At 70.9% G+C, this 26,076-nt stretch carries 24 protein-coding genes; 12 read left to right on the top strand and 12 right to left on the bottom strand.

Features of this window, described 5'->3' with window-relative positions; all coding sequences use genetic code 11:
• Positions 1–62: 62 nt before the first annotated feature.
• Positions 63–1,310 carry an MFS transporter gene (locus ABD292_RS12290; RefSeq protein ID WP_344207257.1) on the bottom strand — a complete coding sequence of 416 codons (1,248 nt, stop codon included), beginning with the start codon at positions 1,308–1,310 and terminating at the stop codon, positions 63–65.
• On the bottom strand, positions 1,307–1,915 hold the full coding sequence (locus tag ABD292_RS12285) for a winged helix-turn-helix domain-containing protein (protein WP_344207256.1): 609 nt from the start codon (positions 1,913–1,915) through the stop codon (positions 1,307–1,309). The genes ABD292_RS12290 and ABD292_RS12285 overlap by 4 nt, the downstream gene beginning before the upstream one ends.
• A gap of 226 nt (positions 1,916–2,141) precedes the next feature.
• On the opposite strand from ABD292_RS12285, the gene ABD292_RS12280 reads away from it, so the two are divergent.
• The gene (locus ABD292_RS12280; protein ID WP_344207255.1) at positions 2,142–2,771 is read left to right on the top strand and encodes a maleylpyruvate isomerase family mycothiol-dependent enzyme; all 630 of its coding nucleotides are present in this window, start codon (positions 2,142–2,144) and stop codon (positions 2,769–2,771) included.
• Between the two features lie 44 nt (positions 2,772–2,815).
• On the opposite strand, the gene ABD292_RS12275 is transcribed toward ABD292_RS12280, so the two are convergent.
• The 5 genes from ABD292_RS12275 to ABD292_RS12255 form a co-directional block, all read right to left on the bottom strand.
• The gene (locus ABD292_RS12275) at positions 2,816–4,045 is read right to left on the bottom strand and encodes an aminotransferase class III-fold pyridoxal phosphate-dependent enzyme (RefSeq protein ID WP_344207254.1); all 1,230 of its coding nucleotides are present in this window, start codon (positions 4,043–4,045) and stop codon (positions 2,816–2,818) included.
• 14 nt (positions 4,046–4,059) lie between these two features.
• Positions 4,060–6,552 (bottom strand): ATP-binding cassette domain-containing protein, encoded by a 2,493-nt coding sequence (locus ABD292_RS12270; protein ID WP_344207253.1) that lies wholly within the window; start codon positions 6,550–6,552, stop codon positions 4,060–4,062.
• Between the two features lie 69 nt (positions 6,553–6,621).
• A complete protein-coding gene (locus ABD292_RS12265; RefSeq protein WP_344207252.1) occupies positions 6,622–7,791 on the bottom strand; it encodes a substrate-binding domain-containing protein in 1,170 nt (389 codons plus the stop codon).
• Between the two features lie 44 nt (positions 7,792–7,835).
• Positions 7,836–8,876 (bottom strand): ABC transporter permease, encoded by a 1,041-nt coding sequence (locus tag ABD292_RS12260; RefSeq protein ID WP_344207251.1) that lies wholly within the window; start codon positions 8,874–8,876, stop codon positions 7,836–7,838.
• Positions 8,877–8,921: 45 nt separating this feature from the next.
• Complete coding sequence (locus ABD292_RS12255; protein ID WP_344207250.1) at positions 8,922–9,677, bottom strand: SDR family NAD(P)-dependent oxidoreductase; 756 nt, start codon at positions 9,675–9,677, stop codon at positions 8,922–8,924.
• A 142-nt stretch (positions 9,678–9,819) separates the two neighbouring features.
• Here ABD292_RS12255 and ABD292_RS12250 point away from each other — a divergent pair, with 142 nt between their 5' ends.
• The 7 genes from ABD292_RS12250 (at position 9,820) to ABD292_RS12220 (ending at position 17,228) form a co-directional block, all read left to right on the top strand.
• Complete coding sequence (locus ABD292_RS12250) at positions 9,820–10,683, top strand: carbon-nitrogen hydrolase family protein (RefSeq protein WP_344207249.1); 864 nt, start codon at positions 9,820–9,822, stop codon at positions 10,681–10,683.
• Positions 10,684–10,723: 40 nt separating this feature from the next.
• Positions 10,724–11,698 carry a cyclase family protein gene (locus ABD292_RS12245; protein ID WP_344207248.1) on the top strand — a complete coding sequence of 325 codons (975 nt, stop codon included), beginning with the start codon at positions 10,724–10,726 and terminating at the stop codon, positions 11,696–11,698.
• A gap of 48 nt (positions 11,699–11,746) precedes the next feature.
• Entirely contained in the window at positions 11,747–13,441 is a 1,695-nt protein-coding gene (locus ABD292_RS12240) for a dihydroxy-acid dehydratase (protein ID WP_344207247.1), read from the top strand.
• Between the two features lie 139 nt (positions 13,442–13,580).
• Complete coding sequence (locus ABD292_RS12235) at positions 13,581–14,291, top strand: GntR family transcriptional regulator (RefSeq protein ID WP_344207246.1); 711 nt, start codon at positions 13,581–13,583, stop codon at positions 14,289–14,291.
• Between the two features lie 119 nt (positions 14,292–14,410).
• Positions 14,411–14,620 (top strand): ferredoxin, encoded by a 210-nt coding sequence (locus ABD292_RS12230; RefSeq protein ID WP_344207245.1) that lies wholly within the window; start codon positions 14,411–14,413, stop codon positions 14,618–14,620.
• Positions 14,610–15,980, top strand: coding sequence for an NAD(P)/FAD-dependent oxidoreductase (locus ABD292_RS12225; RefSeq protein WP_344207244.1), 1,371 nt, complete (start codon positions 14,610–14,612; stop codon positions 15,978–15,980). Before ABD292_RS12230 ends, ABD292_RS12225 begins: the two co-directional genes overlap by 11 nt.
• Positions 15,981–16,013: 33 nt before the next feature.
• Positions 16,014–17,228, top strand: coding sequence for a cytochrome P450 (locus tag ABD292_RS12220; RefSeq protein WP_344207243.1), 1,215 nt, complete (start codon positions 16,014–16,016; stop codon positions 17,226–17,228).
• 12 nt (positions 17,229–17,240) lie between these two features.
• Here the strand turns inward: ABD292_RS12220 and ABD292_RS12215 are convergent, their stop codons facing one another.
• Positions 17,241–17,927, bottom strand: coding sequence for a helix-turn-helix transcriptional regulator (locus ABD292_RS12215; protein WP_344207242.1), 687 nt, complete (start codon positions 17,925–17,927; stop codon positions 17,241–17,243).
• Positions 17,928–18,040: 113 nt separating this feature from the next.
• Between ABD292_RS12215 and folE the strand changes: the two genes are divergently transcribed.
• Both folE and ABD292_RS12205 read left to right on the top strand, forming a co-directional pair.
• Positions 18,041–18,667 (top strand): GTP cyclohydrolase I FolE, encoded by a 627-nt coding sequence (gene folE, locus ABD292_RS12210; protein ID WP_344207241.1) that lies wholly within the window; start codon positions 18,041–18,043, stop codon positions 18,665–18,667.
• Positions 18,668–18,721: 54 nt separating this feature from the next.
• Positions 18,722–19,948: an NAD(P)/FAD-dependent oxidoreductase gene (locus ABD292_RS12205; protein WP_344207240.1), complete on the top strand. Its 1,227-nt coding sequence runs from the start codon at positions 18,722–18,724 to the stop codon at positions 19,946–19,948.
• Positions 19,949–20,018: 70 nt separating this feature from the next.
• Here ABD292_RS12205 and ABD292_RS12200 read toward each other — a convergent pair whose 3' ends face one another.
• Together ABD292_RS12200 and ABD292_RS12195 are read right to left on the bottom strand one after the other, a co-directional pair.
• Positions 20,019–20,336 (bottom strand): hypothetical protein, encoded by a 318-nt coding sequence (locus ABD292_RS12200; protein WP_344207239.1) that lies wholly within the window; start codon positions 20,334–20,336, stop codon positions 20,019–20,021.
• Positions 20,337–20,659: 323 nt separating this feature from the next.
• Complete coding sequence (locus tag ABD292_RS12195) at positions 20,660–21,136, bottom strand: DUF6326 family protein (RefSeq protein WP_344207238.1); 477 nt, start codon at positions 21,134–21,136, stop codon at positions 20,660–20,662.
• A gap of 546 nt (positions 21,137–21,682) precedes the next feature.
• Between ABD292_RS12195 and ABD292_RS12190 the strand changes: the two genes are divergently transcribed.
• The gene (locus ABD292_RS12190; protein WP_344207237.1) at positions 21,683–22,297 is read left to right on the top strand and encodes a TetR/AcrR family transcriptional regulator; all 615 of its coding nucleotides are present in this window, start codon (positions 21,683–21,685) and stop codon (positions 22,295–22,297) included.
• A gap of 487 nt (positions 22,298–22,784) precedes the next feature.
• Positions 22,785–24,074 carry a serine hydrolase domain-containing protein gene (locus ABD292_RS12185; RefSeq protein ID WP_344207236.1) on the top strand — a complete coding sequence of 430 codons (1,290 nt, stop codon included), beginning with the start codon at positions 22,785–22,787 and terminating at the stop codon, positions 24,072–24,074.
• Between the two features lie 66 nt (positions 24,075–24,140).
• Here ABD292_RS12185 and ABD292_RS12180 read toward each other — a convergent pair whose 3' ends face one another.
• Complete coding sequence (locus ABD292_RS12180) at positions 24,141–24,995, bottom strand: NAD(P)H-binding protein (protein WP_344207235.1); 855 nt, start codon at positions 24,993–24,995, stop codon at positions 24,141–24,143.
• On the bottom strand, positions 24,992–26,020 hold the full coding sequence (locus tag ABD292_RS12175; RefSeq protein WP_344207234.1) for an NADP-dependent oxidoreductase: 1,029 nt from the start codon (positions 26,018–26,020) through the stop codon (positions 24,992–24,994). The genes ABD292_RS12180 and ABD292_RS12175 overlap by 4 nt, the downstream gene beginning before the upstream one ends.
• Positions 26,021–26,076: the final 56 nt, after the last annotated feature.

The following is a 26,076-nucleotide window of genomic DNA, read 5'->3' as shown; positions in this document are numbered from 1 at the left end:
CCACCCAGCCGGCTGGACCAGCTGGCCGCGATCGGCGTACGTCTGGTGCAGGCCAGGTCCGTTCACCGTGTGACGGCCCTGTCAGCGCGGCGCGGCAGGCAGAGCGCGAGTGGCACGGCGAGGGCCGCCAATGCCGTGCCGCAAAGGACGGTCACACGTTCGTTCGCCAAGTCGGTGACGGCTCCAGCGAGTGCGTAGCCGAACGAACTGCCGAGGGTGGACGCGGCGGCCACCCAGCCGAACGCCTCGGTCTTCGCGCGTGGTGGCACGCAGAAGCCGAGGATGGAGGAGATGATCGTCAAGGCGGGTGCGAGCGCGATGCCTGCTACGATCGCGGCCGGAGCCAGGATGAGAAGGGAGCCCGGGGCGGCCAGCGGCAGGAACAGCAGCGCCGCCGCCGTCAGGACGAGAGCGAGCTGCGCGCGGCTCGTTCCTGGCCAGGAGCGTGACCCGTACACGATGCCGCCCGTGATGCTGCCCGCCGCCCACAGCGCGAGGATCAGCCCGCTGATCGCGCCCGCGCCCGCCTCCACTGACCGGGCCAGGACGCTCACCTCGGCGAAGGCGACGGCGGCCGCGGCGAGTGCCGAGACGGCCATGAGCGTCCACAAGACACGCTCGCGAAGGACATGCGACCCAGGGTTGCGGGTGCGTGCATCGCCGGTCTGCGGCCTCAGCCCCGCGGCCGACACGAAGAGTGCGGTGCCGAGCGCTGTGGCGAGCCCGGCTCCGTACAGTGACAGCTCGGGACGACCGGTGGCCGCGCCGGCGGCGGCGAGCGGCGGACCGGCGACGAAGATGATCTCTATGGTGATCGCGTCCAGGCTGTAGGCGGTGGTCCGCGTACGGGGATCGCTCAGCCGGTTCGCGCACAAGGCCCGGAAGGCCGACGTCAGCGACGGCTGCGCCGCCCCGGTGACAAGTGACGCGGCGGCCGTCCACAGCAGGTCGCCGGCGCCGGAGGCGGCGACGACGGCGACCATCCCGGCCAGGTTGACCGCGGCGCACCCAAACAGCACTCGGGGGCCGGCCCGGTCGACCAACCGCCCGACGAAGGGCCCGCTGATCGCCGCGGCGAGGCTGTAGGTGGCGACGACCGTCCCGGCATCGCGGAAGGTGCCGCCGCGCTGCTGGACCAGCAGCATGATTGCCAGGGCTGTGACGCCGGTCGGCAGCCGCCCGATGAAGGCGCCGAGGGCGGCCCGCCGGATGACGGGGTGGCGAAGGAGAGCGGGGTAGCCGCCACCGGAAGGCGGCGGCGTGGGGCGGGCCTGGGTGGAGGGTGCGTCCGGTCCCGGGGAATCGCTCATGGTCGGTCCCCGTCCGGTGGCTCCAGACCTTGTGCGGTCGCTGGACTCCTGTCGTCCGGGAACCCGTACGTCACCAGCCGGACGCGGCGGCGTTCGGGCATGGTGGAGCTGCTCGCCTTCGCCACGTGCCGGCGGGTCAGGTCCTCGACCGCCTCCGCCCACTCCTGCAGCTCCTCGGCGGTGAACATCGCGACCCGTGAGGTGAGCGTCGTCGCCTGCAGCCAGTGCCCGGGAAGCTCGTGGCGGGCGGCGATGAAGCGGAGAATCGCCTGGTAGGTGTGATGGGCGGAGACCCTCACCACCTCGTCGGTGGCCTCCCTGAACTCCTCGTCGCCGAGGGGGGCGGTCTCGGCCACGTCATAGGTCAGGCGCCAGGGGCGCTCACGGCGGTCCTGGGTGCTGACCTGCTCCACCAGCTTGCTGCGGGCGAGGACGTGCAGGTGGTACGAGCAACTCTTCGCCGTGGTCGAGAGCAGCTCCGCGCAGCGTGAGGCGGTGAGCACGCGATGCTCGCGGAGCAGTTCGAGGATCTCCAGGCGGGCCGGGCTGGCCACCGCGCGGAGCGCATCGAGGTCGCGAAGCTCTCGGACATTTTCGGAAGACATGTTCCGGAACAATAGTTCCCAACCTGGAGGCTGACAACCGCCGCCCCGCTCAGGCGGGTGGCAAGCGCGCGAGCGTGAGCCCTGACGGAAGCGTTGCCGCCGAGGAGACATGGATGCTGAAGGCGTTCGGACAAGCTCGAACCACTTGCGCCCCACTGTGCCGATGAGTTCTCGCCGCGCCCCGAGTCTCACTCGACGAAACACCAGGTCGAGCGATGGAGCAGCCGTGAAGGACGACGATGTCTGGCCGATGGTGCACGCGGAGCGCGGGGCGTTGATCGATGACCTCATGCACCTTGATGACGAGCAGTGGGGGAAGGCGTCACTTTGTGCAGGGTGGACCGTGCATGATGTGGCCGCCCATCTGGTGGACACGGCTCGGACGACGCGCCTCGGGTTCGTGGCCGGTCTTGTCCGGGCGCGGTTCGACTTTCACCGTCAGAACGCGCGTGGGGTGGAGCGCGAGCGCGGCGCCTCGCCGCGGGAGACGTTGGAGCGGCTTCGTCAGGTCGCCTTGAGGAGGACGACTCCGCCGGCGCCCCTGGAGAGCCGGCTGGTCGAGGAGCTCGTGCATGGCGAGGACATCCGCCGGCCCTTGGGGCTCGCCCGTTCCTATCCGGAGCAGGCCGTCGTCAGGTCGCTCCGCCTCCAGGCTCGCACCCCGGCGTCCTTCGGCGGGGCCAGGGAGCTCACGGCCCGGGTCAGGCTGACGGCGTCGGACGTCGACCTGGCGATCGGAGACGGTCCCGAAGTGAGCGGGAACGCGCTGGCGCTGCTTCTGGCCGTCTCCGGGCGACGGGTGGCGCTGGACGAGCTCGCCGGTCCCGGAGTCGCCGTCCTTGCCACGGCCCGGTGACGAGCGACCGACGCCGCTCGTCACCGGCCTCGGCCGCTACCGGCTCAACCGTCGCCGAACCGGGCGCGGACCGCGCGGAAGGCGGCCTCGGTGCCGGAGAGCGCCCGGGCCACGATCTCGTCCGTGTGCGACAGGCTGACGAACCAGTTGTGCCTCGGATGGAGGTAGACGCCGTTGTCGAGCGCGACGCGAGCGAAGTGCGTCATCCGTTCGAAGCCCGTGTCGGCCAGGAAGCGGAAGTAGGGCATCTGCGCGGGACCGGTGTAGGAGATGCCGAGGTCGTGCGCTCCGGCCTGCTCGACGATGCCGCTTCTGAGCAGGTCGCCCGCGCGCTCCATCCTGGCGATGCCGTCCTCGTCGCGGATGGCGTTGATGGTGGCGATGGCGGCGGCCATGGGCACCGCCGCGAACCAGTACGTGCCCGTGCTGAAGATGCTGGTGGCGGCGTCCCGCAGGGCTTCGACGCCGAGGACCGCCGAGACGGTGTAGCCGTTGCTGACCGCCTTGCCCCAGGCGCTGAGATCGGGCTGGATCCCCAGCGGCTCCCAGCTCCCGCCGAAGTTCAGCCTGAATCCGCAGCGGACGTCGTCCAGGATGAGCACCGCGTTCCTGGCGTCGCACACCTGCCGGAGTTCGCGGGCGAACGCCGGGTCGACCAGCTCCTGGTCCTCTCCGTCGTTGTGCTTGAACGGGGTGACGATGACGCCGGCCAGGTCGTCGCCGGCCTCGTCCACGGCCGCCCGCAGGCTCGCGTGGTCGTTGTAGTCGAAGTACCGCAGGGCGGCGCGGTCCGACGGGAGCACCCCGGCCAGCCCGGGGGTGCACCAGGGGGCCGCTCCGTGATAGCTGCCCCGGGCGACCAGGACGACGGATCTGCCGGTGGCGGCCCGGGCGATGGTCAGGCAGGTGGTCGTCGCGTCGGTGCCGTTCTTGGCCAGGTAGGCCCAGTCGGCGTGGTCGACGACGTCCACCAGCAGCTCGGCCAGTTCCACCATTCTGGCTGAGGGGGCGTTCTGGCAGTCGGCCTGCCGCCGCTGGGCCGCCGCGGCCGCCTCGACCCCCGGGTGCTGGTAGCCGAGGACGATGGGCCCGTATCCGCAGAGCAGGTCGACGAACTCGCGCCCGTCGACGTCCCGGATCAGGGCCCCTTCACCGTGGGAGAGGTACTGCGGGAAGTTCTCCGGGAACAGGCCCGCCCGCTGATGTCCGTACATCCCGCCGGGAATGACCCGGCGTGCCCGTGCGCGGAGCGCGGCGTCCGAAGTCCCAGCCATGATCACACTCCTCATTACGCTCGTGCGGCGCGGACCTGCGAGTAGATGGCCGTCGCGGCCAGCGCCATGAGGCCGAGCATCCAGTACTGCCATGCCTGCGACAGGCCGAGGAACACCGTGGTGTTCTGGATGACCTGCAGGAGCACGACGCCGAACAGGACGCCGACGAAGCTGCCCCGGCCGCCGAAGATCGAGGCTCCGCCGAGCACGACGGCGGTGATGCTGGCCATCGTGTAGCTGACGCCGGCGGTGGGGTCGCCCACGCCGATCTGCGCCATCAGCAGCAGCGCGCCGAGCAGGGTGAGCAGCGCGCTGGCGACGTAGACGGCGAGGTGGACGCGGGCCACCGGGATTCCCCGGTTCCGTGCGGCGTGCTCGGACGAGCCGGCACCCCGCAGCCGGAGCCCCATCATCGAACGCCGGGACATCACCTCCAGCGCGATGAGGACGGCCGCGCCGGCGATGACCGCGTAGGGGACCGGGCCGATGCGTGCCCCGAGCGCCTCGGTGACGGTGCTGGAGATCGATCCTCCGGGCGAGTCGCGCATGACCAGGGAGAGCCCCTGGAGCGCGGTGTAGGTGACCAAGGTGGCGACCACCGGTGTCACCCGGGCGTATCTGACCATCATCCCGTTGCCCAGCCCCACGGCGGCCGCCGCGAGGAACATCAGCACCAGTCCGACGATCCACCACCCGGCTCCGTACCCGTCGAGGACGTAGAACGAGGCGATGACCACGAGGGTCCCGCTCAGGGGGCCGACCGACAGGTCGATTCCTCCGGTGAGCATGACGATGAGCTGCCCGGCGGCGAGGAAGAGCACGGGCGCCGCCAGGCCGAGCATGCTGGCGATGTTGAACTCGGACAGGAAGCGGTCGCTCCTGGTGGCGCTCACCAGGGCCAGGAGCACGATCGCGGCCGCGAGGAACAGGCTGGGCGCCTGCTCGCCGGCGAGCAGGCGGCGGAACCTGCCGAGCGGCCCCGTACGCCGGGCCGGCCCGGCGGCCTCCGGGCTCTGGTCCGAGGTCGCCGCCGTCAGGGACGCCTCGGTGATGGCGTGCTCGGAGATCTCGTCGCCGGTCAGCTCGCGGACGACCCGCCCTCGGGAGAACACGAGCACGCGGTCGCACAGCCCGGCGAGTTCGACGTTGTCGGAGCTGAGCACGACCACCGGCGTCCCCGACTCGGCGGTGGAGCGGAGCCGGTGGTAGATGTCGGAGCGTACGCCGACGTCGATCCCCTGGGTGGGTTCGTCGCACAGCAGCACTTTGGGACCGGACAGCAACGAGCGGCCGAGCACCACCTTCTGCTGGTTCCCGCCCGACAGGTGCTCCACGGCGGAGTCGGGCGAGGCCACCTTGATGCCGAGCTGCCGGATCTCCTCGGCCACCAGCGCGTTCTCGGCCGAGCCCTTGACGACCCCGGCCGAGGCGGTCTGGTCCGTGGCGGCGACGCCGAGGTTCTCCTTGACCGAGAGCACGGTCGCGACGCCTTCGACGTGCCGTTCCTGGGGCATGAGGACCACGCCGGCCCGCCGGGCGCGGCGGGGGCTGCCGAGCTCCACGGGCCGGCCGGCGACGGTGACGCCGCCGCCGGTGACCGGGTCGGCTCCGCCGAGCGCGCGGATGAACTCGCGCTGCCCGTTGCCCTCCACGCCGGCCAGGCCGAGGACCTCGTTGCGGGCGAGGGTCGTGGTGATCCCGCGGAGCCGGTCCGAGCGCAGGTCGCGTACCTCCATCACGACGTCGCCGACGGAGGAGGGCCGCGGCGGGAACAGCGCGTCGATCTCCCGGCCCGCGATGCGGGTGATGATCTCCTCCTCGGTCACCTCCGAAGCGAGGAAGGTGCCGCGGATCTGCCCGTCGCGGAGCACGGTGAGCCGGTCGGACAGGGCCATCACGTCGGGGAGCCGGTGACTGATGTAGACCACGGCCATCCCGCCGGCGGCGGCCTTGCGCACCTGCTCGAACAGCCTGTCGATCTCGGCCACCATGAACGGCTCGGTGGGCTCGTCGAGGATCAGGACGCTGGGCTCGCAGGCGAGGGCCCCGCAGATCTCCAGCGCCTGCTTCTCGGCCAGGGTCAGCCGGCCGGCCACGGCGGCCGGGTCGATGTCCATCCCCATGGGGAGGAGCCGTTCCCTGGCCCAGTCCTGAGCGTCGCCGAACGACGGCCGGAGCCGTTTCGGCACGCTCAGCAGGAGGTTCTCGGTGACGGTGAGGTCGGGGAGAAGTGCCGGGTGCTGGAAGGCGATGGCGAGGCCCTGCTCCCGGGCGGCGACCGGGGAGATGTGCCGCATCGGCTCGCCCGCGATCTCGATGGTGCCCGCGTCGGGGGCCAGCGCTCCTGACGCCACCGCCATGAGCGTGGACTTCCCGGCGCCGTTGCCTCCCACCAGGGCGTGTATCTCGCCGGGGCGCACCTCGAAGTCGACCGCGTCGAGCGCGACGACGCCGGGGAAGCGTTTGGTCACTCCGCGGAGAACCAGTCCGGCTGTCGAATCGGCCATGCGAAGGATCACTCCTCACTCGGCTCATCGCTTCCGCCGGGCGCGGGCCCGGCGGAAGGCGACAAGTGATCAGCTGTAGGCCTGCTTGAGCTGCTCCGGCGTGAGCTCGGAGGACAGGACGGCGCTGGCGGGAAGGTCGGTGTCACACTTCGGGAGCTTGTTCTCGTCGAGCGTGTTCTCGAAGATCGGGATGTTGATGATCTCCGGCTCGTCGTTCTTGATCCCCTGGTGCGCGGCGACGGCCTTGCGCAGCGCGAGACGGATGATCCAGGTACGCGCCGACACGGTCACGGTCTGGAAGGTCGGGTTCTTGTCCGCGTTCTCCTTCCAGGCGCACGCGAACCCGTTGTTGTCGTTGGCGGTCCACTTCGGCAGCGGCCGGCCGGCCTGGAGGAAGGCGCGGATGCCGCCCAGGGACGCGTCGCCCGAGTCGGTGATCACGCCGTCGATGGTCGGGTACTTGGTGAGCAGCCCGGCCACGACCTTCTGCATCTGGGCGGGGTTCCAGTTGGTGTCGATCGGCTTGCCCGGCTCGTTCAGCAGCTTGACCTTCGCGCAGGCGGCGTTCTCCTTGAGCTCCTTCTCGATGCCGACCATCTCGGTGAGGCTCTGCGTGTTGCCCGGCGTGCCGCCGAGGAAGACGACGTTGCCGCCCTTGTCGCCGAGCGCCTCGCACATCCAGCGGGTCCAGGTCACGCCGTCGTTGACCGTGTTGTGGCCGACGAACGCGGTGTAGTCCGCGCCCGGCTTGCCGCCGGGGTTCGCCGTCCACGGCACCACCTGCACGCCGGCCTTGTACGCCTCACGCAGCGTCGGCAGCAGCGCCTCGCCGGCGTCGGGGAAGACCACGAGGGCTTCGACGCCCTGGGCCACCAGGGCCTTGATGTCACTGATCGCCTTCTGCGGGTTGTTCTGGCCGTCGGCGTAGGGCAGCACGGTGATGTTGGGGCACTTGGCGGCCTCGTCCTCGAACTCGGCGCGGGCGGTCTTGCGGAAGGCGTTGTCGCCGGTGCCGTCGGCGAGCGCGACCTTGACCGGCTTGGTGCCGCAGAAGTCGGACATGGGACGGAGCTGGGAGACGTCTCCGATCTTGGCCGCGTTGTCGTAGACGGCCTCGACGCCGCCCTCGGTGGCGTTGTTCGAGGCGCCCGGCCCACCGGCGCAGGCCGTCACGCCGAGGGCGAGGGCCAGGACGGCGGCCGAGCCGCGGGCCCGGAATCGGGCTCTGGTCGAGGTCATGGGGCTCTCCTGTCTGGGGGACACATGTGGGGGGACCTGGTCGGTCAGCGCGACGGCAGTGCGGGGTCGGGGGTGCGGGTCGTCAGCCGGGCGCGGACGGCGCTCCACGGCACGCCGCGGGCCACCACGCTCAGCGCGAGTACGACCGCCTGGACGAGGAGCTGGGTCGCGGTGGACGCGCCTGCGGCGAGGACCACCTGGTCCAGCTGGGTGAGGAAGAGCGCGGCGACGGCGGTGGCGGCCAGGTTGGTGATGCCGCCGGACAGCAGGCTTCCGCCGAGGACGACGGCCGCGATGGTGGGGAGCAGGTAGGTGTTGCCGAGCAGGATGTCCGGCGTCCGCAGGTAGCCGGCGAGCAGGACTCCGGCCAGCGAGTAGCAGATGCCCGCCGCGACGTACGCGCCCATCTCGTACGAGCCGGTGGGCAGGCCGAGCAGCCGCGCCGCGGGCCGTCCGGCGCCGACGGCGATGAAGCGCCGGCCGAGCACCGTGTGGCGGATGATCCAGTGCGCGAGCCCGACCACGACGACCGCGACCAGCAGCAGGTTGGGGACGCCCGCCACCGCTCCGACGGCGAACGCGCTCAGCGCGGCGCCGGCCGAGGCGGGGAAGCCGCTGGAGACCTGCAGCACCACGCCGATGAGGATGGAGTTGACGGCCAGGGACGCCACGAACGCCGCGATGGACAACCGGACCACGGCGAAGCCGATGATCAGCCCGCCCAGCGCGCCCACGACCAGCGCGAGCCCGACGGCCGCCCAGACCGGGACTCCCGACGCGGCCGGGAGTTTCGTGGCGAGCACCGCGGCCAGCGCCATCCCGCCGGGCACCGACAGGTCGATGCCGCCGTGGGCGACGACGAGGGTCTGCCCGAGCGCGGCGATCGCCATCACCGCCGCGAACGGCAGCATGGACAGCACCGCGGATCCGGACAGGCTGCCGGGCGAGATGAGCGGGCTGGCGGCGAAGAGCAGCAGCGTGATCAGCCAGATGGAGGAGAAGCGACCGGCTCTGAGGCGACGCAGATCGATCAGTCCGCCAGGTCCGGCGCGCTTGGCCGGCGGCGAGGTCGTACGCCGAGACATTTACGAGTACCTCCGTGGAAATCCGCAGGGACCGCGGGTCCGTGCTCAGATGGCGGTGTAGCCGCCGTCTACGGCCACGTCCGCGCCGGTCATGAAGCTGGCGGCGGAGCTCAGCAGGAAGGTGACCACCTTGGCCACCTCGTGGGGGTCCGCCAGGCGGGCGATCGGGTGACCGGCGATGAGCCGCTGCCGGGCGGAGTCGGGATCGGGCTGGGATCCGAGGTAGGTGGCCAGCTGCTCGGTGGCGACCGATCCGGGGCTGACCACGTTGCACCGGATCCCCGCGGCGGCGTAGTCGACGGCGATCTGTCGGGACAGCTGCAGCACCGCTCCCTTGGAGGCGCAGTAGGCGGGCTGGCCGGGCAGGCCGACCGTGCCGGAGATCGAGGAGAGGTTGACGATCGATCCGGGCGTCCCCTGGGCGAGCATCGCGGTCACCGCCTGCCTGCACAGCAGGAAGGTGCCGGTCGCGTTGACCGTGATGACCCGGTTCCAGTCCTCAAGGGTGGTGTCGACCAGGGGTTTCGCCACGATCGTGGCGGCGCAGTTGACCAGGCCGTCGAGGCGGCCCCACCGGTCGGTGGCGAGCTTGACGGCGTCGGCGACCGCGTCCTCGTCGGTGACGTCCAGCCCGTGTGCCAGAGCGTCGTGCCCGCTGGAACGGAGTTCGGCGGCGAGCCGTTCCACGTGTTCGACGCGTTGATCCGTCAGGAGGACGGACGTGCCGGCCGCCGCGCACTCGCGCGCCGTCGCGGCGCCGATGCCGCCTCCGGCACCGCTGACGATCACTACTTCTGGCACGACTCTGCCTCTCTCCAGCGGAATGTCCGATTAGTCGGGTCACCATTGCATGCAGCGTGCAGCATGTCAACGACTTGACGTGCTGCATGCTGCATGCCACTCTGCCGGGTACGCACCCACCACCAGACCGAGGGATGGCACGTTGACCGGCTCACCTACCGCAAGCGGCATCCAGGTCGGGGTCGCGCAGATCAGCGTCGACCGGGCGGACGTGGCCGCCAACGTCGAACGGGTCATCGAGACCCTGCGGGCCGGCGCGGCGAGCGGGCATCAGCTCGTGGTCTTCCCCGAGTGCGTGCTCACCGGCTACCTGTTCGGCTCCCGCGCCGAGACGCGCGCCGCCGCGATCAGCGCCGCCGACCCCAGGATCGCCCGCATCGTGCGGGCCTGCGCGGAGAACGCCGTCCACGCGGTGGTGGGCCTGCTGGAGGAGGCGGACGGGCGGGTCCACAACTCGGCGCTGGTGCTCGGACCCTCCGGGATCATCGGCCGCTACCGCAAGCAGCACCTGCCCTACCTCGGCGCGGACCGGTTCGTCGACCCGGGCGCCGACGCCGCGCCCCGGGTGGCCGACACCCCCTTCGGCCGGGTCGGCGTGATGATCTGCTTCGACCTGCGCTTCCCCGAATCGGCCCGCGAGCTCGCGCTCCAGGGCGCCGACCTCATCGCGATGCCCACCAACTGGCCGATGGGGTCGGACCTGCTCGCCGACCACATGACGCGGGTGCGCGCGCTGGAGAACCTCGTCTATCTCGCGGTCGCCGACCGCGCCGACGCCGAGGCCGGCACCCGCTTCATGGGCAGGAGCCAGATCATCTCCCCCTCCGGGGAGGTGCTGGCCGACGCGGGCCAGGACGAGGGGCTGTTCGGGGCGTCGATCGACGTCCGGGTCGCCCGGACGAAGCGGCTGATCAAGAAGCCGGGCGAGTTCGAGCTGCCGGTGTTCTCCGGGCGCCGTCCCGAGATGTACGGCGAGCTCACCCGCCCGATGGCCACGGGTCAGTGACCGGCCAGTAATCGGATCGAACAGGAAGGCCGACATCACCATGTGTGGACCAGCGCTCATCAGCGAGGCGACCAGGGACAGGATCGCGGCGTACTGCGCGGAGTTCCGCCAGGTCACCCGCAGCCCTTTCGGTCCCGACGACGAGATCGGGATGCTCAACCTCATCACTCCCGAGGCGTCGCGTGAGGTGCTGAGCAGGGCGGACGGCGGCAGCGTCATCGACCTGTCGGTGGACTACTTCGTCGGCATGCCCTCGTGGACGAAGGCCGGCGACCCGAACTTCCAGCAGTGGATGACGCACACCCCCGCCGGCACGGTCCTCGACGACATCACCGGAGTGGGCCGCGAGCAGAACGAGCTGGTCTCCTACTCGGGCGACGCGATCTCGATGTACACCCACTGCGGGACGCACATCGACACCCTGAACCACTTCGGGTACAACGGCAAGATCTGGAACGGGTTCTCCGCCGAGGAGCACATCAGCTCCCGGCACTGGACCAAGTGCGGCGCGGACAAGATCCCGCCGATCATCGCCCGCGGCGTGCTGTTCGACATCGCCGCCCTGTACGACACCGACATCCTGCCCGACAACCACGGGATCGGCGCGGACGACCTGCGCGAGGCCATGCGGCGGCAGAACGTCGAGTTCCGGCCGGGTGACGTGGCGCTGGTCCGTACCGGCCGGATGCGCGCCTGGCCCGCGATCGACGCCTACATCGACAACAGCCCCGGGCTGAACCTGGAAGGGGCCGAGTTCCTCGCCCGGATGGGCGCGTCCGTCATCGGCGGGGACACCCTCGCCCTGGAGCAGATGCCCGGCGCGGACGAGGAGAACTGGCAGGTCGTCCACACCTATCTTCTGGGGGAGGCGGGCGTCCCCATCATGGAGGTGGTCGACTGCGAGCAGATCTCGGCCGAACGGCTCTACGAGTTCGCCTTCGTCGCGGCCGCCATGAAACTGCGCGGCGCCACCGGCGCCCCGATGCGCCCGCTCGCGATGCCGCTGCGCCCGTGATCCTTCCGGCCTTCTTCTTCCCCACCAGCCAGACCCCCGGAGGTCCCCATGCCCGCCCGACCGACTGAGTCGGCCATCGACCGGAGCCGTACTTCCTACGGCGACGACGGTTTCAGCACCTACCTGCGGCGTGCTTTCCTGGCCTCCAGCGGGTACGACGACGAGGCGCTGGACCGGCCGATCGTCGGCATCGCGGTGACCAAGTCCGACTACAACACCTGCCACCGCGACATGCCGGCGCTGCTCGACGCCGTCAGACGCGGCGTCCTGGAGGCCGGCGGCCTGCCCATGGACTTCCCGACCATCTCTCTCGGGGAGATCCTGACCTCCCCGACGACGATGCTGTTCCGCAACCTGCTCGCGATGGACACCGAGGAGATGATCCGCGCCCTGCCGATGGACGCCGCGGTCCTCCTCGGCGGCTGCGACAAGACGGTGCCGGCCCAGCTCATGGCCGCCGCCTCCTCCGACAAGCCGGTCCTGCTCGAAGTGGTCGGGCCGATGATGACCGGCAGCTGGCGGGGCGAGCGCCTCGGCGCCTGCACCGACTGCCGGCGCTTCTGGGGCAGGCACCGCGGCGGCGAGCTCGACGGGTCCGAGATCACCAGCGTCCGCAACGAGCTCGTCTCGACCGCGGGCACGTGCGCGGTCATGGGCACCGCGTCCACCATGGCCTGCCTCACCGAGACCCTCGGCATGATGCTGCCCGGCGGCGCCACCCCTCCTGCCGCCACCGGCGCCCGCCTGCGGCACGGCGCCGCGACCGGCCGCCGCGCCGTCGAGCTGGCCCGATCGGGCGGCCCCCTCCCCCGCGAGATCCTCACCCCGGCCGCGTTCCGCAACGCCGTCCGGGTGCTTTCCGCGATGAGCGGGTCGACGAACGCGCTGGTCCACCTGATCGCCGTCGCGCGGCGGGCCGGAGTGGACCTCACGCTCAAGGACTTCGACGTGATCGGCGCCGACGTGCCGTTCCTGGTCGACTGCAAGCCCGCCGGATCGGGATATCTGGAGGACTTCCACCGGTCGGGCGGGCTGCCGGCCCTGCTCAAGGTCCTCGAACCGCTGCTCGAACGGGAAACCGTCGGCGTCTCGGGCAAGCCGCTCGGCGCACTGATCGACGAGAGCCCCACGCGCGAGGACTGGCAGACGACGATCCGCCCGCTTGAGGACCCGCTCGGCGCGGCGGGCAGCCTCGCGGTGCTCCAGGGCACGCTCGCTCCGAGGGGCGCCGTCATCAAGTCGGCGGCCGCGAGCCCCCACCTGATGAACCACACCGGACCGGCCCTCGTCATCGACTCGGCGCAGGACGCCCAGCGGATCCTGGACGACCCGGATCTGGACGTCACGCCGGATCACGTCCTGGTGCTGCGCAACGCGGGGCCGATCGCGGCGGGCATGCCCGAGGCGGGCGCCCTGCCCATCCCCGCCAAGCTGGCCCAGGCCGGCATCAGGGACATGGTGCGGGTCTCCGACGCGCGGATGAGCGGCACCTCGTACGGCACCGTGGTGCTGCACTGCGATCCGGAGAGCGCCGCAGGAGGGCCGATCGCGCTCGTCCGCGACGGCGACCTCATCAGGCTGGACGTCGCGGCGCGGCGGCTCGACCTTCTCGTGGACGAGGACGAGCTGGAGCGCCGCCGCGCGGACTTCGTCCCGCCCGAGCTGCCCGCGAGGGGGTGGCGGAGGTTGTACGCGCAGACGGTGCTGCCGGCCAGCGAGGGCGCGGACCTGTCGTTCCTCTGACCGGCGGCCCTCTGGCAGGCGGCCCTCTGACCGGGGGCATTGCATGCCACATGCCGCATCTTCGTACTGAGTGATATCGTCTCGGCCGACCAAGGCGTTCTGGCGCTGCGCGGACCGACTGACCGGGAGCCAAGTCCATATGGAGCAGATCTCGACGGACCAGACGTCGCTGGCGGCCCAGACCTTCGAGGCGGTCCGCCGGGCCATCGTCACGGGTGAGCTGGCGCCTGGCTCGCTGCACTCCGTCGTGGAGATCGCCGCCCAGCTGGGGGTCTCGCGGACGCCCGTCCGTGAGGCCCTGCTGCAGCTCGCCACGCACGGCGTGGTCAGGTTCGAGCGGAGCCGGGGGGTGCGGATCCTCAAGATAGACACGCGCGACATCGAGGAGATCTACACGCTGCGCTACCTGCTCGAAGTCCCCTCGGCGTACCGCGCCGCGACCATGATGACCGAGGCCCAGATGGCGCCGTTCTCCAAGGCGCTCGAACGGATGCGGCAGGCCTGCGAGAGCGGCGACGAGCGGCTGTTCCAGGAGGAGGACGTGGCCTTCCACGAGATGATCCTGGAGGCCGCGGGCAACACGCGGGTGACGCAGTCCGTCGCGACGATGCGGGCGCAGATGGCCGCGCGCGGCCTGTCCACCACGAAGACGCGGACCCTGTGGGACATCTGGCGGGTTCACGAGCGCATCCTTGAGCGCATCCAGGCCCGGGACGACCAAGGCGCGGCCCAGGCCATGCGCGATCACCTCCTTGAGACGACGCGGCTGCTGCTGACCCAGTCGACCGGCGACCCGGAGGCCGGCGCCCGCTTCGCCCCGCCCGTGCTCCCCGTCTTCACCGACGACTGAGCTCGCCGACGGTCCGCTCTGCCGGCCGTCGGGCATTGCCGAGTCCTCACCGCACCGCCGATTTCTCTTTGCCGTCGCCCCGGGCAGGAACGAGGGGAGGCGACGGAGGGAGCGGTGGGATGCAGATCGTCGTGGACCTCACCCGCTGCCAGGGCTACGCGCAGTGCGTGTTCCTCGCACCAGAGGTGTTCCACCTGCACGGGGAAGAGGCGCTGCTGTACGACCCGGCCGTCCCCGAGGGCCAGGTCGAGCGGGTGCGCGAGGCCGCGGCGGCGTGCCCGGTCCAGGCCATCCTCCTCGGCGAGGAGGTGGGCTCAGGTGGCCGGTGATCCGCGCGAGGGCCGCATCGTCGTGGTCGGCGCGTCGCTGGCGGGGCTGCGAGCCGCGGAGACGCTGCGCGAACAGGGCTTCACCGGCTCGCTGACCGTGGTGGGGGACGAGCCGCATCCGCCCTACGACCGGCCGCCGCTGTCGAAACAGGTGCTGCTCGGTCAGGCGGCGGCGGACACGACGGGCCTGCCGATGCGGCGCGACCCGGACGCCGAATGGCTGCTCGGGGTGCCGGCCACCGGCCTGGATCCGCTCCGGAAGCGGGTGCTGCTGGCGGACGGCGAACGGCTCGATTACGACCGGTTGCTGATCGCGACCGGGACCCGGGCACGACCCTGGCCCAACCCGGACGAAGCGGCCCTGGACGGGGTGTTCACCTTGCGTACGTGCGACGACGCGGGGCGGCTGGCCGAGCGGCTGGCGGCCGGGCCGCGGCGGGTGCTGGTGATCGGCGGCGGCTTCACCGGATCGGAGATCGCCTCGGCCTGCCGCGAACGGGGACTGGAGGTGACGGTCACCGAACGCGGCCCGGCGCCTCTGGTGGGGGCGCTCGGCGGCACGCTGTCGAAGCTCGCCGCCGGGGTGCAGCGTGCCCACGGCGTGGACCTGCGCTGCGGGGTCACGGTGACCGCCCTGCGCGGGGACGGGAAGGGCCGGTTCGTCGGGGCTGAACTGTCCGACGGGGGCCGGGTCGACGCGGACGTGTGCGTCGTGGCGCTGGGGGCGGTCCGCAACGTCGAGTGGCTGGCGGACGCCGGGCTGGCGGCGGGTCCGCGCGGGGTGGCCTGCGACGCCGGGTGCCGGGCTTTCGACATGTACGGGATCGTCACCGATGACGTCTTCGTCGCCGGTGACGTCTCCCGTTTTCCGCATCCGCTGTTCGAGTACCAGTTGCTCTCGCTGGAGCACTGGGGCAACGCGGTGGCGCAGGCCGAGGTGGCGGCCCACAACATGATCAGTCCGGGGCCGCTGCGGCGTCCCCATCTGTCGCTGCCGGCGTTCTGGTCGAGTCAGTTCGGGCTCAACATCAAGTCGGTGGGCGTGCCCACGTTCTCCGACCAGATCGTGCTCGCGCAGGGGTCTCTGGACGAGCGCCGCCTGGCCGTGGTGTACGGCTACCGGGGCCGGGTGACCGCCGCGGTCACCGTCAACATGGCCAAGTCGCTCGAGTACTACCAGCACCTGATCGAGACGGCCGCTCCGTTCCCGCCGGGGCCTGGCGCGGCGGACCGGCCGCTCGCCGCGGAGCTGACGCTTCCCTCCGACGTGCCGGACCCGAAGAGGCTGTCGCACGGCCCGACGGTCGCGCTCACCGGTCATCTGCCGGACCGGCGGCTGACCTTGGTGCGGCATGCCTGATCGTTCCGTTCGTCCACGAGGAGCCGAGACACCATGACCGCCGACACCCTGCTGGAACGGATCACGGACTACGCCAGCCGCCCCGACCCTTACCCTCTGTACGCCGAGCTGCGCGAGGCCGGTCCCGTGGTGCGGCAGGCGGACGGCAGCCATCTGGTCGGCACCTACCACGAGGTCAACGCCCTGCTCCACGATCCGCGGGTGAGCGTCGATCCCCGTAAGGGCCTGGGCCATGACCCGGATCCGCCGGAGCGGGAGCAGCTCCCCTTTCTCGTCCTCGACGACCCCGCGCACCACCGGCTGCGGACGCTCGCCATGCGGCCGTTCGGACCGCCGCACAGCCCCGGCCGGGTCGACGCCATGCGCGGTCAGATCGCCGAGCTCACCGGGGAGCTGGTCGACGGGCTCCGCGACCGGGCGGAGATCGACCTCGTCGACGACTTCGCCTACCCTCTGCCGGTCACGGTCATCTGCCGGCTGCTCGGCGTCCCGCACGAGGACGAGCCGCTGTTCCGGCGCTGGTCCGACCTCATCGTCGCCTCGGCCGACGTCCAGCCGGGCGAGGAGGCCGCGGAGCGGGTTCGTACGGGCCGGCAGGCGCGGATGGAGATGGGCCGCTACCTGGTGGATCTCGCCGAGCAGCGCCGCGGGGGCTCCGGCGACGACCTGCTGTCCGCCTTCGTCAACGAGCCGGACCCGGCCCTGCGGCTGACGCGGGAGGAGCTCGCGGAGACCGCCGTCCTGCTGCTCATCGCCGGTCACGAGACCACGGTCAACCTGATCACCAACGGGGTTCTGACGCTGCTGCGCCATCCTGACCAGCTCGACCGGCTGCGCCGGGACCCGGGCCTGCTGCCCGGCGCGGTGGAGGAGCTGCTGCGCTACGAGCCTCCGGTTCATCTGCGCCGGCGCGTCCCCCTCGTCGACCTCGACATCGCCGGCTCCGTCGTGCCCAGAGGCGAGCCGCTGATCCTCGTGATCGCGTCGGGCAACCGCGACCCCAGGCGCTTCCGTGACCCGGACCGGTTCGACCCCGCCAGGGAGGACAACCAGCATCTCGGCTTCGGCGGCGGCATCCATCTCTGTTACGGCGCGCCGCTGGCCCGGATCGAGGCCCAGGCCGCGCTGAGCGCGCTGATCCCCCATCTCGAGGCCGTCACCCTGGTGGAGGACCCGCCGCCCTACCGGCGCAACGCGATGCTGCGCGGCCCCCGGCACCTGCCCCTGCGGGTGCGGCAGCCGGCCTGACGGTGATCCGGTTCAGCCGGTCGGGTGGAGGCGGACGCAGCAGTGCTCGGGCGTGGGCTCCAGGCGGGCGGTGACGTCGGTCGCGGCCAGCCCTTCGAGCAGGCCGGTCAGCAGGCACAGGTTCATGCCGCAGACCATCGCGGTGTGCTGCCGGGCCAGGCTGTGGAAGGGGCAGTTGACCAGGGCGATGGTGTCGCCGGTCGCGCGCGGCTCGTAGCCGAGGGCCTCCAGGGCCTGCACGAGCCCGGTACGGGTGCCGCGCGCCGGAGCGTCGCGGCCGAGGTCGTGGCCCAGCTCGCGGGCGCGGCGGTCGAGCACGTCGCGCGGCGGCTCCCCCGAGGTCTGGGCCTCCTGGAGGGCGTCGGCGAGCAGGCGGGCGGCCAGCTCGTAGTGCCGGTCCGGCAGGGAGACGGCGATCTGCCCGGGCGCGCGGCGGTAGAGCTTGGAGGGACGGCCGGCGCCGGGGCCGGTGCGGCCGGTGCGGCGCTGGTAGACGGCTTCGAGCAGCCCTTCGGCCACCAGTTTGTCGAGGTGGAAGGAGACGGTGTTGCGCGGCGTCTGCACGGCGTCGGCGGCCTGGTCGCGGCTCACCGGAGCGGGCTGCCGCACCACGAACTCGTACAGGCGGCGCCGGGTCGGCTCGTCCAGCGCCGCGATGGCGGAGATGCGTGCCTGCCATGCGCCGTTGATCTCGCCCATCTCTAAAACCCATTTCTGTTGACTAAATCGCCGATCCTCTTCTAATGTTAACGAAAGTCGTCGATAGAAGAAGGGGATGGCGTGATGCGGGACGCGTACGACGGGCGGGCGGCATGAGCGAGACCCTCACGGCTCCCGACCAGCCCGACCAGCAGCAGCGGCGCCTGCGGGTGGTCCGCGGTGGCGCCGGCGTGGACGTCGAGGCCGCGCAACGGGCGGTGGCCGACCTGCTGACCGCGCTGGGCCGGGACGCCGAGTCCGAGCACCTGGCCGACACGCCCAGGCGGGTCGCGCACGCGTACGCCGAGCTGCTGGCGCCGCGCGAGTTCAACCTGACGACCTTCCCCAACGAGGAGGGATACGACGAGCTCGTGCTGGCCCGCGACATCCCGGTGCAGTCGTTGTGCGAGCACCATCTGCTGCCGTTCCAGGGCGTGGCGCACGTGGGCTACCTGCCCGGTGACCGCATCCTGGGACTGTCGAAGCTGGCCCGCGTCGTCGAGCTGTTCGCCCGCGACCTGCAGGTGCAGGAGCGGCTGACCAAGCAGGTGGCCGACTGGCTGCAGCAGCACCTGGAGCCCAAGGGGGTCGGCGTGGTGATCGAGGCCGAGCACCTGTGCATGTCGATGCGCGGCGTACGCGTGCGCGGGTCACGTACGGTGACCTCCGCCCTGCAGGGGCTGCTGCGCGAGGACGCGCGCTCCCGGCAGGAGTTCTTCGCGCTGTCCGGGGTCCACTGAGCCGGGCCTCCCCCACACCCACGCGTTGCCGAACGAACGGACAGGAGATCGACGATGCCGGCCACTTTTGTGATCGCCGGAGGCGGACTCGCCGCGGCCAAGGCCGCCGAGGCCCTGCGCGCGGAGGGCTTCGACGGCGCGATCGTCCTCGCCGGACGCGAGCCGCACCTGCCCTACGAGCGGCCCCCGCTGTCGAAGGGCTACCTGCAGGGCGGCGACGAACGACAGAAGATCTTCGTGCACGACGCGGACTGGTACCGCGACCACGCCGTGGACCTGCGCACCGGAGTGTCGGTCACGGGCATCGACCCGGCCGCCCACCAGGTGACGCTCTCCGGCGGCGAACGCCTCCGCTACGACAAGCTCCTGCTGGCCACCGGCGCCACCCCACGCCGCCTCACCGTGCCCGGCCACGACCGCGGGAACGTGCTGTACCTGCGTACCGTGGACGACTGCGACCGGCTGCGCGCCACGCTCTCCGCCGCCGGGCGCATCGCCGTCGTCGGCGCGGGCTGGATCGGCCTGGAGACCGCCGCCGCGGCCCGCGCGGCCGGCGTCGAGGTCACCGTGATCGAGCAGGAGCGGCAGCCGCTGCTCGGCGCCCTCGGCCCCGAGATCGGCGCCGTCTTCACGGCCCTGCACCGCGAGCACGGGGTCGACCTGCGGCTCGGCGCCCGCCTCGCCGAGATCACCGAGACCGGCGTACGCCTGGCCGACGGCACCCACCTCGAAGCGGACGCCGTGGTGGCCGGCATCGGCGCCGTCCCCGACACCGAACTGGCCGCCGCCGCGGGCCTGACGATCGACAACGGCATCAAGACCACCGCCGACCTGCGCACCAGCGACCCCGACATCTTCGCCGCCGGTGACGTCGCCAACGCCTACCACCCCCGTCTGGGCCGGCACGTCCGCGTCGAGCACTGGGCCAACGCACTCAACCAGCCCGCCGTCGCCGCCCGCGCCATGCTCGGCCGCGAGGCCGTCTACGATGAGCCGCCCTACTTCTACACCGACCAGTACGACCTGGGCATGGAGTACCTCGGCCACGTCCCGCCCGGCGTTCCCCACGATGTCGTCATCCGTGGGGATGTGGCCACGCGGGAGTTCCTCGCCTTCTGGCTGCGCGACGACGACACGGTGCTCGCGGCGATGAACGTCAACATCTGGGACCAGGGCGACCAGCTCAAGGCCCTCGTCCTGGCCGGCTCCCCGGTGGACCGGAGCGCGCTGGCCGATCCCGCGGTTCCGCTGGACCGGCTGCACCGACCACGAGCGCGCTGAAAAGGAAAGCCGCCGGCCCGGCCGGCGATCGACCCGGAATTACACCGCGACCGAATGAGCTTGCGGCGGCTCAGAGATTCTGATATCCGACCGAGATCGGCCACGAGGTGCCACTGCATTTAGCATTTGATTTAACGGAATTGGCAACCCAGGGGCCGTACACCGTGGTGTAGGCGCCACTGCTGGCCTGGCAGAAGAGCACGACCCGCGTCTGAGTCACTCCGGTGCCGCTGCACAAGGCCCAGCCGGTGCCGCCGGGAGTGCCGATCTGGGCGTCGGTGCTGCAGGTCGCCGCCTGAGCGGGCGCAGCCGGTGACAGGAGAGTCGTCGCGGCGGCGATCCCCGCCGCCGCGGCCGCCGAAACGGCGAACTTCTTGATGCGGCCCATAAGCTACCTCCTTCGGTGTCGATCTTCCGGCTTGATCGTAACCACAGCTTTCATAGATATCCATAGGGAATGACCCGCGTTTTTGAGCGGCTATTTTACGGGCCGACCGCAAGACAGTGGTTTATGGTCCGGAAAAAGAAATGGCACGCGAATAACCCGGATCCTGTTCCATCGTGCTGCCGTCTGGCCACCTTCCACGTCGGCGGTCCGGCGCTGGGCCCGATGGAGCGTGACAGGATCACATCCGTCCGCGACTGAGCTGGTCACGGTCGGCCCGGTGTCCGCGGCGGCGGGCTTCATGCCGTAGAGCCTTACACGGATACCTACTGTCGAGGGTCGGTCGTCGCGGGGCCGGCTGGGGCGGCGGGGGTTCGAGGCCATGTCCAGGCGGAGCGCAGGATGAAGGCCAGGAGCAGCACCTCGATTCCGATGGAGAGGCCGTAGAAGGGGGCCCAGTCCCAGGACTCCCCTACCGCGTTGAACACCGAGTAGGGGATGTAGAGCGATGCGACGACGAGGTTCGTGGCGCGGTTCACCCGGGCGGGCAGCGTCATGGAGAGCATCACCATCAGGGCCGGGATCGCCACGGACGCGAGCATGACGGTCAGCCACGTCGCGCTGATGTCGAACTCGAAGACGACGCCAGCCAGGATGTTGCCGACGGTGCCGGGCTTGTAAAGGTGGAAGTAGTCGACGTAGATGTAGAGGAACATGAAGCTGGTCCATGCGGCGGCGAGCTTGACCTGCACGGGGACCGGCGGGGTGTCGAGCAGGTTCGGGGTTTTCGTCCGGATGGTCATCGGTTCTTCTTTCGAGAGGAGCGGTCCGTCCGCCGGAGTGGCGGCAGGTTGGGGCGTACATACGCACCCGACGTGCCCGTGACCAGCACCGTCTGGCCCGGTTGAACGTTCGCGATACTGGCGCGTCCACGACCGACAGGTTGGCGGGCGCGGACAAGAGGTTGTCCGCCGGGACGCAGGCGGACTCCGCGAGCGTTCCAGCGGTGCTCTGGCCGAACACCTCGTCGCCGGGGGCGGAGAGCGGTGACATTCTTCCCGACCGCTGCCGCCGTGCCAGCGGGGTCCCTGCCGGCGATGCCGTGGCGTGGCCCGGCACCAGGCGTGCTCCGGCATTCGGTCCCTGTTCGACTCCCACAGAAACCTCCTCACGTCCCAGCTACGACTCTTTTCGTACACCGTACGTCGTACGCCGTACTACGCTCGTACGATGTACGATGACCTCACGTTGAACGCTTGTCAAGCCGTTCGAGGGAGCGAGGAGACCCGTTGTCTGCAAGGGAACGACGCCAGGTCGCGTCAGATGCGGGGCTGAGCAAGAAGCGGGTGGTGGCCGAGGCGGTCCGGCTCGCCGACCGCGAGGGGGTCGGCGAGCTGAGCATGCGCCGGCTGGCTGCCTCGCTCGGCGCGGGCGCGATGTCGCTCTACTACTACGTGGCGAGTAAGGAGGAGTTGCTGGACGCCATGATCGACGTCGTGTTCGAGGAGATCGAGCTCCCACCTGAAGAGACCGACTGGCAGTCAGCGATGCGACGTCGGGCGATATCCGCCCGACAGGTTCTCGCACGCCACCCGTGGGCGATCGGCCTGATGGAGTCGCGGACATCGCCGGGGCCCGCGAACCTCCGCCACCGCGAAGCGGTCACCGCCTGCCTGCGGAAGGCTGGCTTCCCGGTCTTGATGGCGACGCACGCCAACTGGTTGCTCGACAGCTATGTGTACGGTTTCGCCCTGCAGGAAGCCAGCCTGCCGTTCGGCACCGCCAAAGAGCTCGCGGACATGACCGAGGACGTCTTCCTGCCCCAGCTTCCCCCTGACGAGTTCCCCTACCTCAACGAGTCCGCCGCAGTGCTCGCCGCTGCCGGCTACGACCCTGCGGAGGAGTTCACCTTCGGCCTCGACCTCGTCCTGGCCGCCCTCGAGGCCCTGAGAGTGCCTACGTGAGCCTCCATCCGTGATGTCGTTATGTGATCGTGTGGATTTGTAGTGTCACCGCCAGTCTGCGGATCCAGTTGTGCTGGACACCCCAAGCGTCCACGACCGGCCGGGACGTCGCTGAGAAGGTGCCGGGACGCAACCCCGCCGACAAAGGCTTCGTGCCCCAGCCAAAACGATGGGTCGTCGAGCAGACCTACGGAGTCTTGATGTTCCACCGGCGCCTGATCCGCGTCTACGTGGAGAAGCAGGTGTGGCGTCCAGCGGGTCGAGGAACCGGCGTAAGGGACCACTACTTCTCACGATGTAGTCGCGGCGGAGTCCTGCTCCCCCGGTGCCAGGCAGAGGTGTCTTCCGAGGCAGGACGACCTCTGACCTGGTCGCGGGCCACGATGTCCGGCATGTACGCGATCCGACTCCACCCCGGCCGGGGACGGTGCTCCCACCGTCACGGGCGGCCGAGTGGGGCCGGGGTGCGGAAAGCACGCTCGCTTTCATGGACGACGAAAGGACGAACGGCGTGAAGATGCAACTGATGGCATGGGCCGGCGCGGCCGTGCTGGGGGTCGGCGCGGGCACGGTGACCGCGGTGCCCGCCTCCGGCCAGCCGGCACTCGTGCCGGCCGACGCCACGAGCTCGACGGCCGGCGTCGAGCCCGCGCGGCTGAAGTCCGCTCTGGACGACGTCCACCGCGCGGGCATGCCCGGTCTGTTCGCCGAGGTGCGCGCCGACGGGCAGGTGTGGCGCGACGCCTCCGGGGTCGCCGATCTGAAGACCGGCCGTCCCGTCGCGCCCGGCATGCTGCATCGTGTCGGCAGCCTCGCCAAGACGTTCGTCGCCGCCGCGGTCCTGCAGCAGGTCGAGAAGGGGCGGGTCGAGCTCGACGCGCCCATCGGCCGCTATCTGCCGCGCCTGGTTCCTGGCGAACGCGGCAAGAAGATCACGGTGCGGATGCTGCTCAACCACACCAGCGGCATATCCGAGTACCTCGGCGTCGCGTTTCCGTCCCTCCAGAAGTTTCCCTCTCTGCCGGACATGTCGCCCAAGAGTCTGGACGACAACCGGTTCAGGCGGTTCACCCCGCGCGAGCTGATCGAGATGGGACTCAAAGCCCCCGCCGTCGGCACGCCCGGAGCATCGCCAGGGGTGTACGCCAACACCAACTACCTGATCCTCGGCGAACTCCTGGAGAAGGTGACCGGCACCACCGCCGAGCAGTACATCACCCGCAACGTCATCGAACGCGCCGGCCTGCGGCACACCATGTTCCCGACGGGACCGCGGATCAAGGGACCGCATTCACGGATGTACGAGGCGTTCTTCGGCCTGATCGACCCGCCGCGCGACTACAGCGTCTACGACATGTCCTGGACGGGGGTGGGGGCCTCGCTGGTGTCGACCGTGGGGGACCTCAACCGCTTCTTCGGCGAGCTGCTCGCCGGCCGGATCGTCAAGCCGTCGTCGCTGGCCCAGATGCAGCGCACCGGCCCGGTCATCAGCCAGTCCGGGCAGAAGATCTCCTACGGTCTCGGCCTCCACGTTCTCGAGATTCCGGGTTGCGGCACCTTCTGGGGCAACGACGGGACGGTCTGGGGCGCCCAGACGGAGACCTGGATCCGCGCCGACGGCAGGCGTGGGATCTCCGTCGCGATGAACCTCGTACGGTGGAACAAGATGGATTCTTCGGGCACGCCGCAGCGCCACCCCATCGACGACGCGCTGTCGGCCCTGAAGCGGCAGGCGCTGTGCGGCGACGCGGACGCCCCTGCCGAAAACGCCTCATAGGACTCGCCCGACGCCGCCGCCGAGTGGGTGTGCCGGGACAGCGGAACCGCCCACCTCCCGCCTGGGCTACGGGGCCGGCATCGGGCTCGTCCTCCACTGGTCGAGGTGGGCTTCGATGAACTCGCGTATCGGCGTGGGCTCACGTCCGGTGATCTGCCGCACGGCCGCCGAGAGTTCGCCGAAGCCGCCGTGTCGGACGCGCTGGTAGAGGTCGTCGAGGATGTCCGCCGTCCAGGGGTCGAGGCCGTGGAGGGTCTCCCGCGGGGGCGGGTCCTCGGCGCGGATCTGGTGGCCCAGGCGCACGGAGAGCTCCCGCGCGACGGACGCGACCGGAACCGCCTCCGGGCCGGTGATCGTGTACGCCCGGCCGTGGTGATCCTCCGGCGCGTCGAGTGCGGCCACGGCGACGTCGGCGATGTCGCGTACGTCCACCCACGCGATCGGAGCACCACCCGAGGGCAGGCTCAGGACGCGGTCGTCCCGTACGGCGTCGCGATAGAACCGCGGATCGGTCAGAACCTGGTGGAACCACGACGGGCGGAGCAGTGTCCAGGAAGCGGCCCGAGAGACGACCGCGTCCTCGACCCGGCGCGTCCAATGGTCCGGCGAGAGGGTTTCGGCCCCCTGCTCCGACAGCAGGACGACATGCGCGGCCGGATTCACCTCGACCAGGCCGGCGACGAGTTCGGGAGCGGCGGGAAGGTCGGGGCGCATCAGGTAGATCGCGTCCGCGCCGGCGGCCGCCTCGCGCCAGGTCACCCGGTCGTGCCAGTCGAACCGGACCCCATCGGTCCCGGTCGCCGGCGCCCCGACGGGCTGCGACGACCCGGCGCGGACGAGGATCCCGGAGCGGCGCAGCCGGGCGGCCACCTCGCGTCCTGTCTTGCCCCGGGCCCCGGTCACCAGCACCGTGCGGGTCATGCCTGCTCCTGGAGCCGGACGACGGCCTTGCCGACCGTGGCCGCCCCGCTGTGCAGCAGGCCCAGCAGGGCTTCGGGCACCCGCTCGATGCCGTCCAGCACCGTCTGCCGGTGGACGATCTCGCCCGAGCGCACCCAGGCGCCCACCTCGGCGCGGAAGGCGGGCATCTGGTCCTGGTGGTCGGTGACGAGGAATCCGCGCGCGGTCGCCCGCTTGGTGACCAGCTCGTACAGGTTCCGCACGCCGTACGGCTCCCGGCCGTCGTACTGGCTGGCCATCCCGCACAGGGCCAGCCGGGCGCCGATCCCGAGGTGGCCGATCGCGGCCTCCAGCTGGGCGCCGCCGACGTTGTCGAACACCACGTCGATGCCGTCCGGCGCGGCCTGTGCGAGGTGCTCACCGGCCGGCCCGTCGTGGTAGTCGAAGGCGGTGTCGAAACCGAGGTCGTCCACCAGGTGACGTACCTTGGCGGCTGATCCCGCGCTGCCGATCACCCGCTTGGCCCCGCGCAGCCTGGCGAGCTGACCGGCGATGCTCCCGACCGCTCCGGCCGCTCCCGTGACGAACACCGTGTCGCCGGGTCGTACCGACGCCACCTGGGTGATGCCCAGCCACGCCGTCAGGCCCGTCACACCGAGCACCCCGAGGAAGACCTCGGCGGGCAGATCGCCGGTGTCGAGCGGGACGATCCCGGCCGCGTCGGTCACGGTGGCCTCGCGCAGGCCCAGGAAGTGCTCGACCACCTGGCCCGGCTTGACGCCGTCGGCGCGGGACTCGGCGACCACGCCGACCGCTGCGCCCTCCAGCGGCGCGTTCAGCGGGAACGGAGGGATGTAGGACGGGCGGTCGTCCATCCGGCCACGCATGTACGGGTCCACCGACAGGTGGGTGTTGCGGATCAGGACCTGGCCGGGCCGCAACTCGGGGATCGGGGCTTCGACCAGCGCGAAGTCGTCGGCTGACGCCTGCGCCTGCGGCCGTCGGGTCAGGTGCCACTCTCGTGCTCGTCCCTTGCTGGTGACCATCGTCAGGACACTCCTTCGCCAGATGCTTGATTCAATCAAGCACGTAGCTTGGCACA

The organism is Nonomuraea bangladeshensis, from assembly GCF_039529455.1.
In the GTDB taxonomy this organism is placed as follows: domain Bacteria; phylum Actinomycetota; class Actinomycetes; order Streptosporangiales; family Streptosporangiaceae; genus Nonomuraea; species Nonomuraea bangladeshensis.
This window is presented reverse-complemented; position numbering and strand designations above follow the sequence as displayed.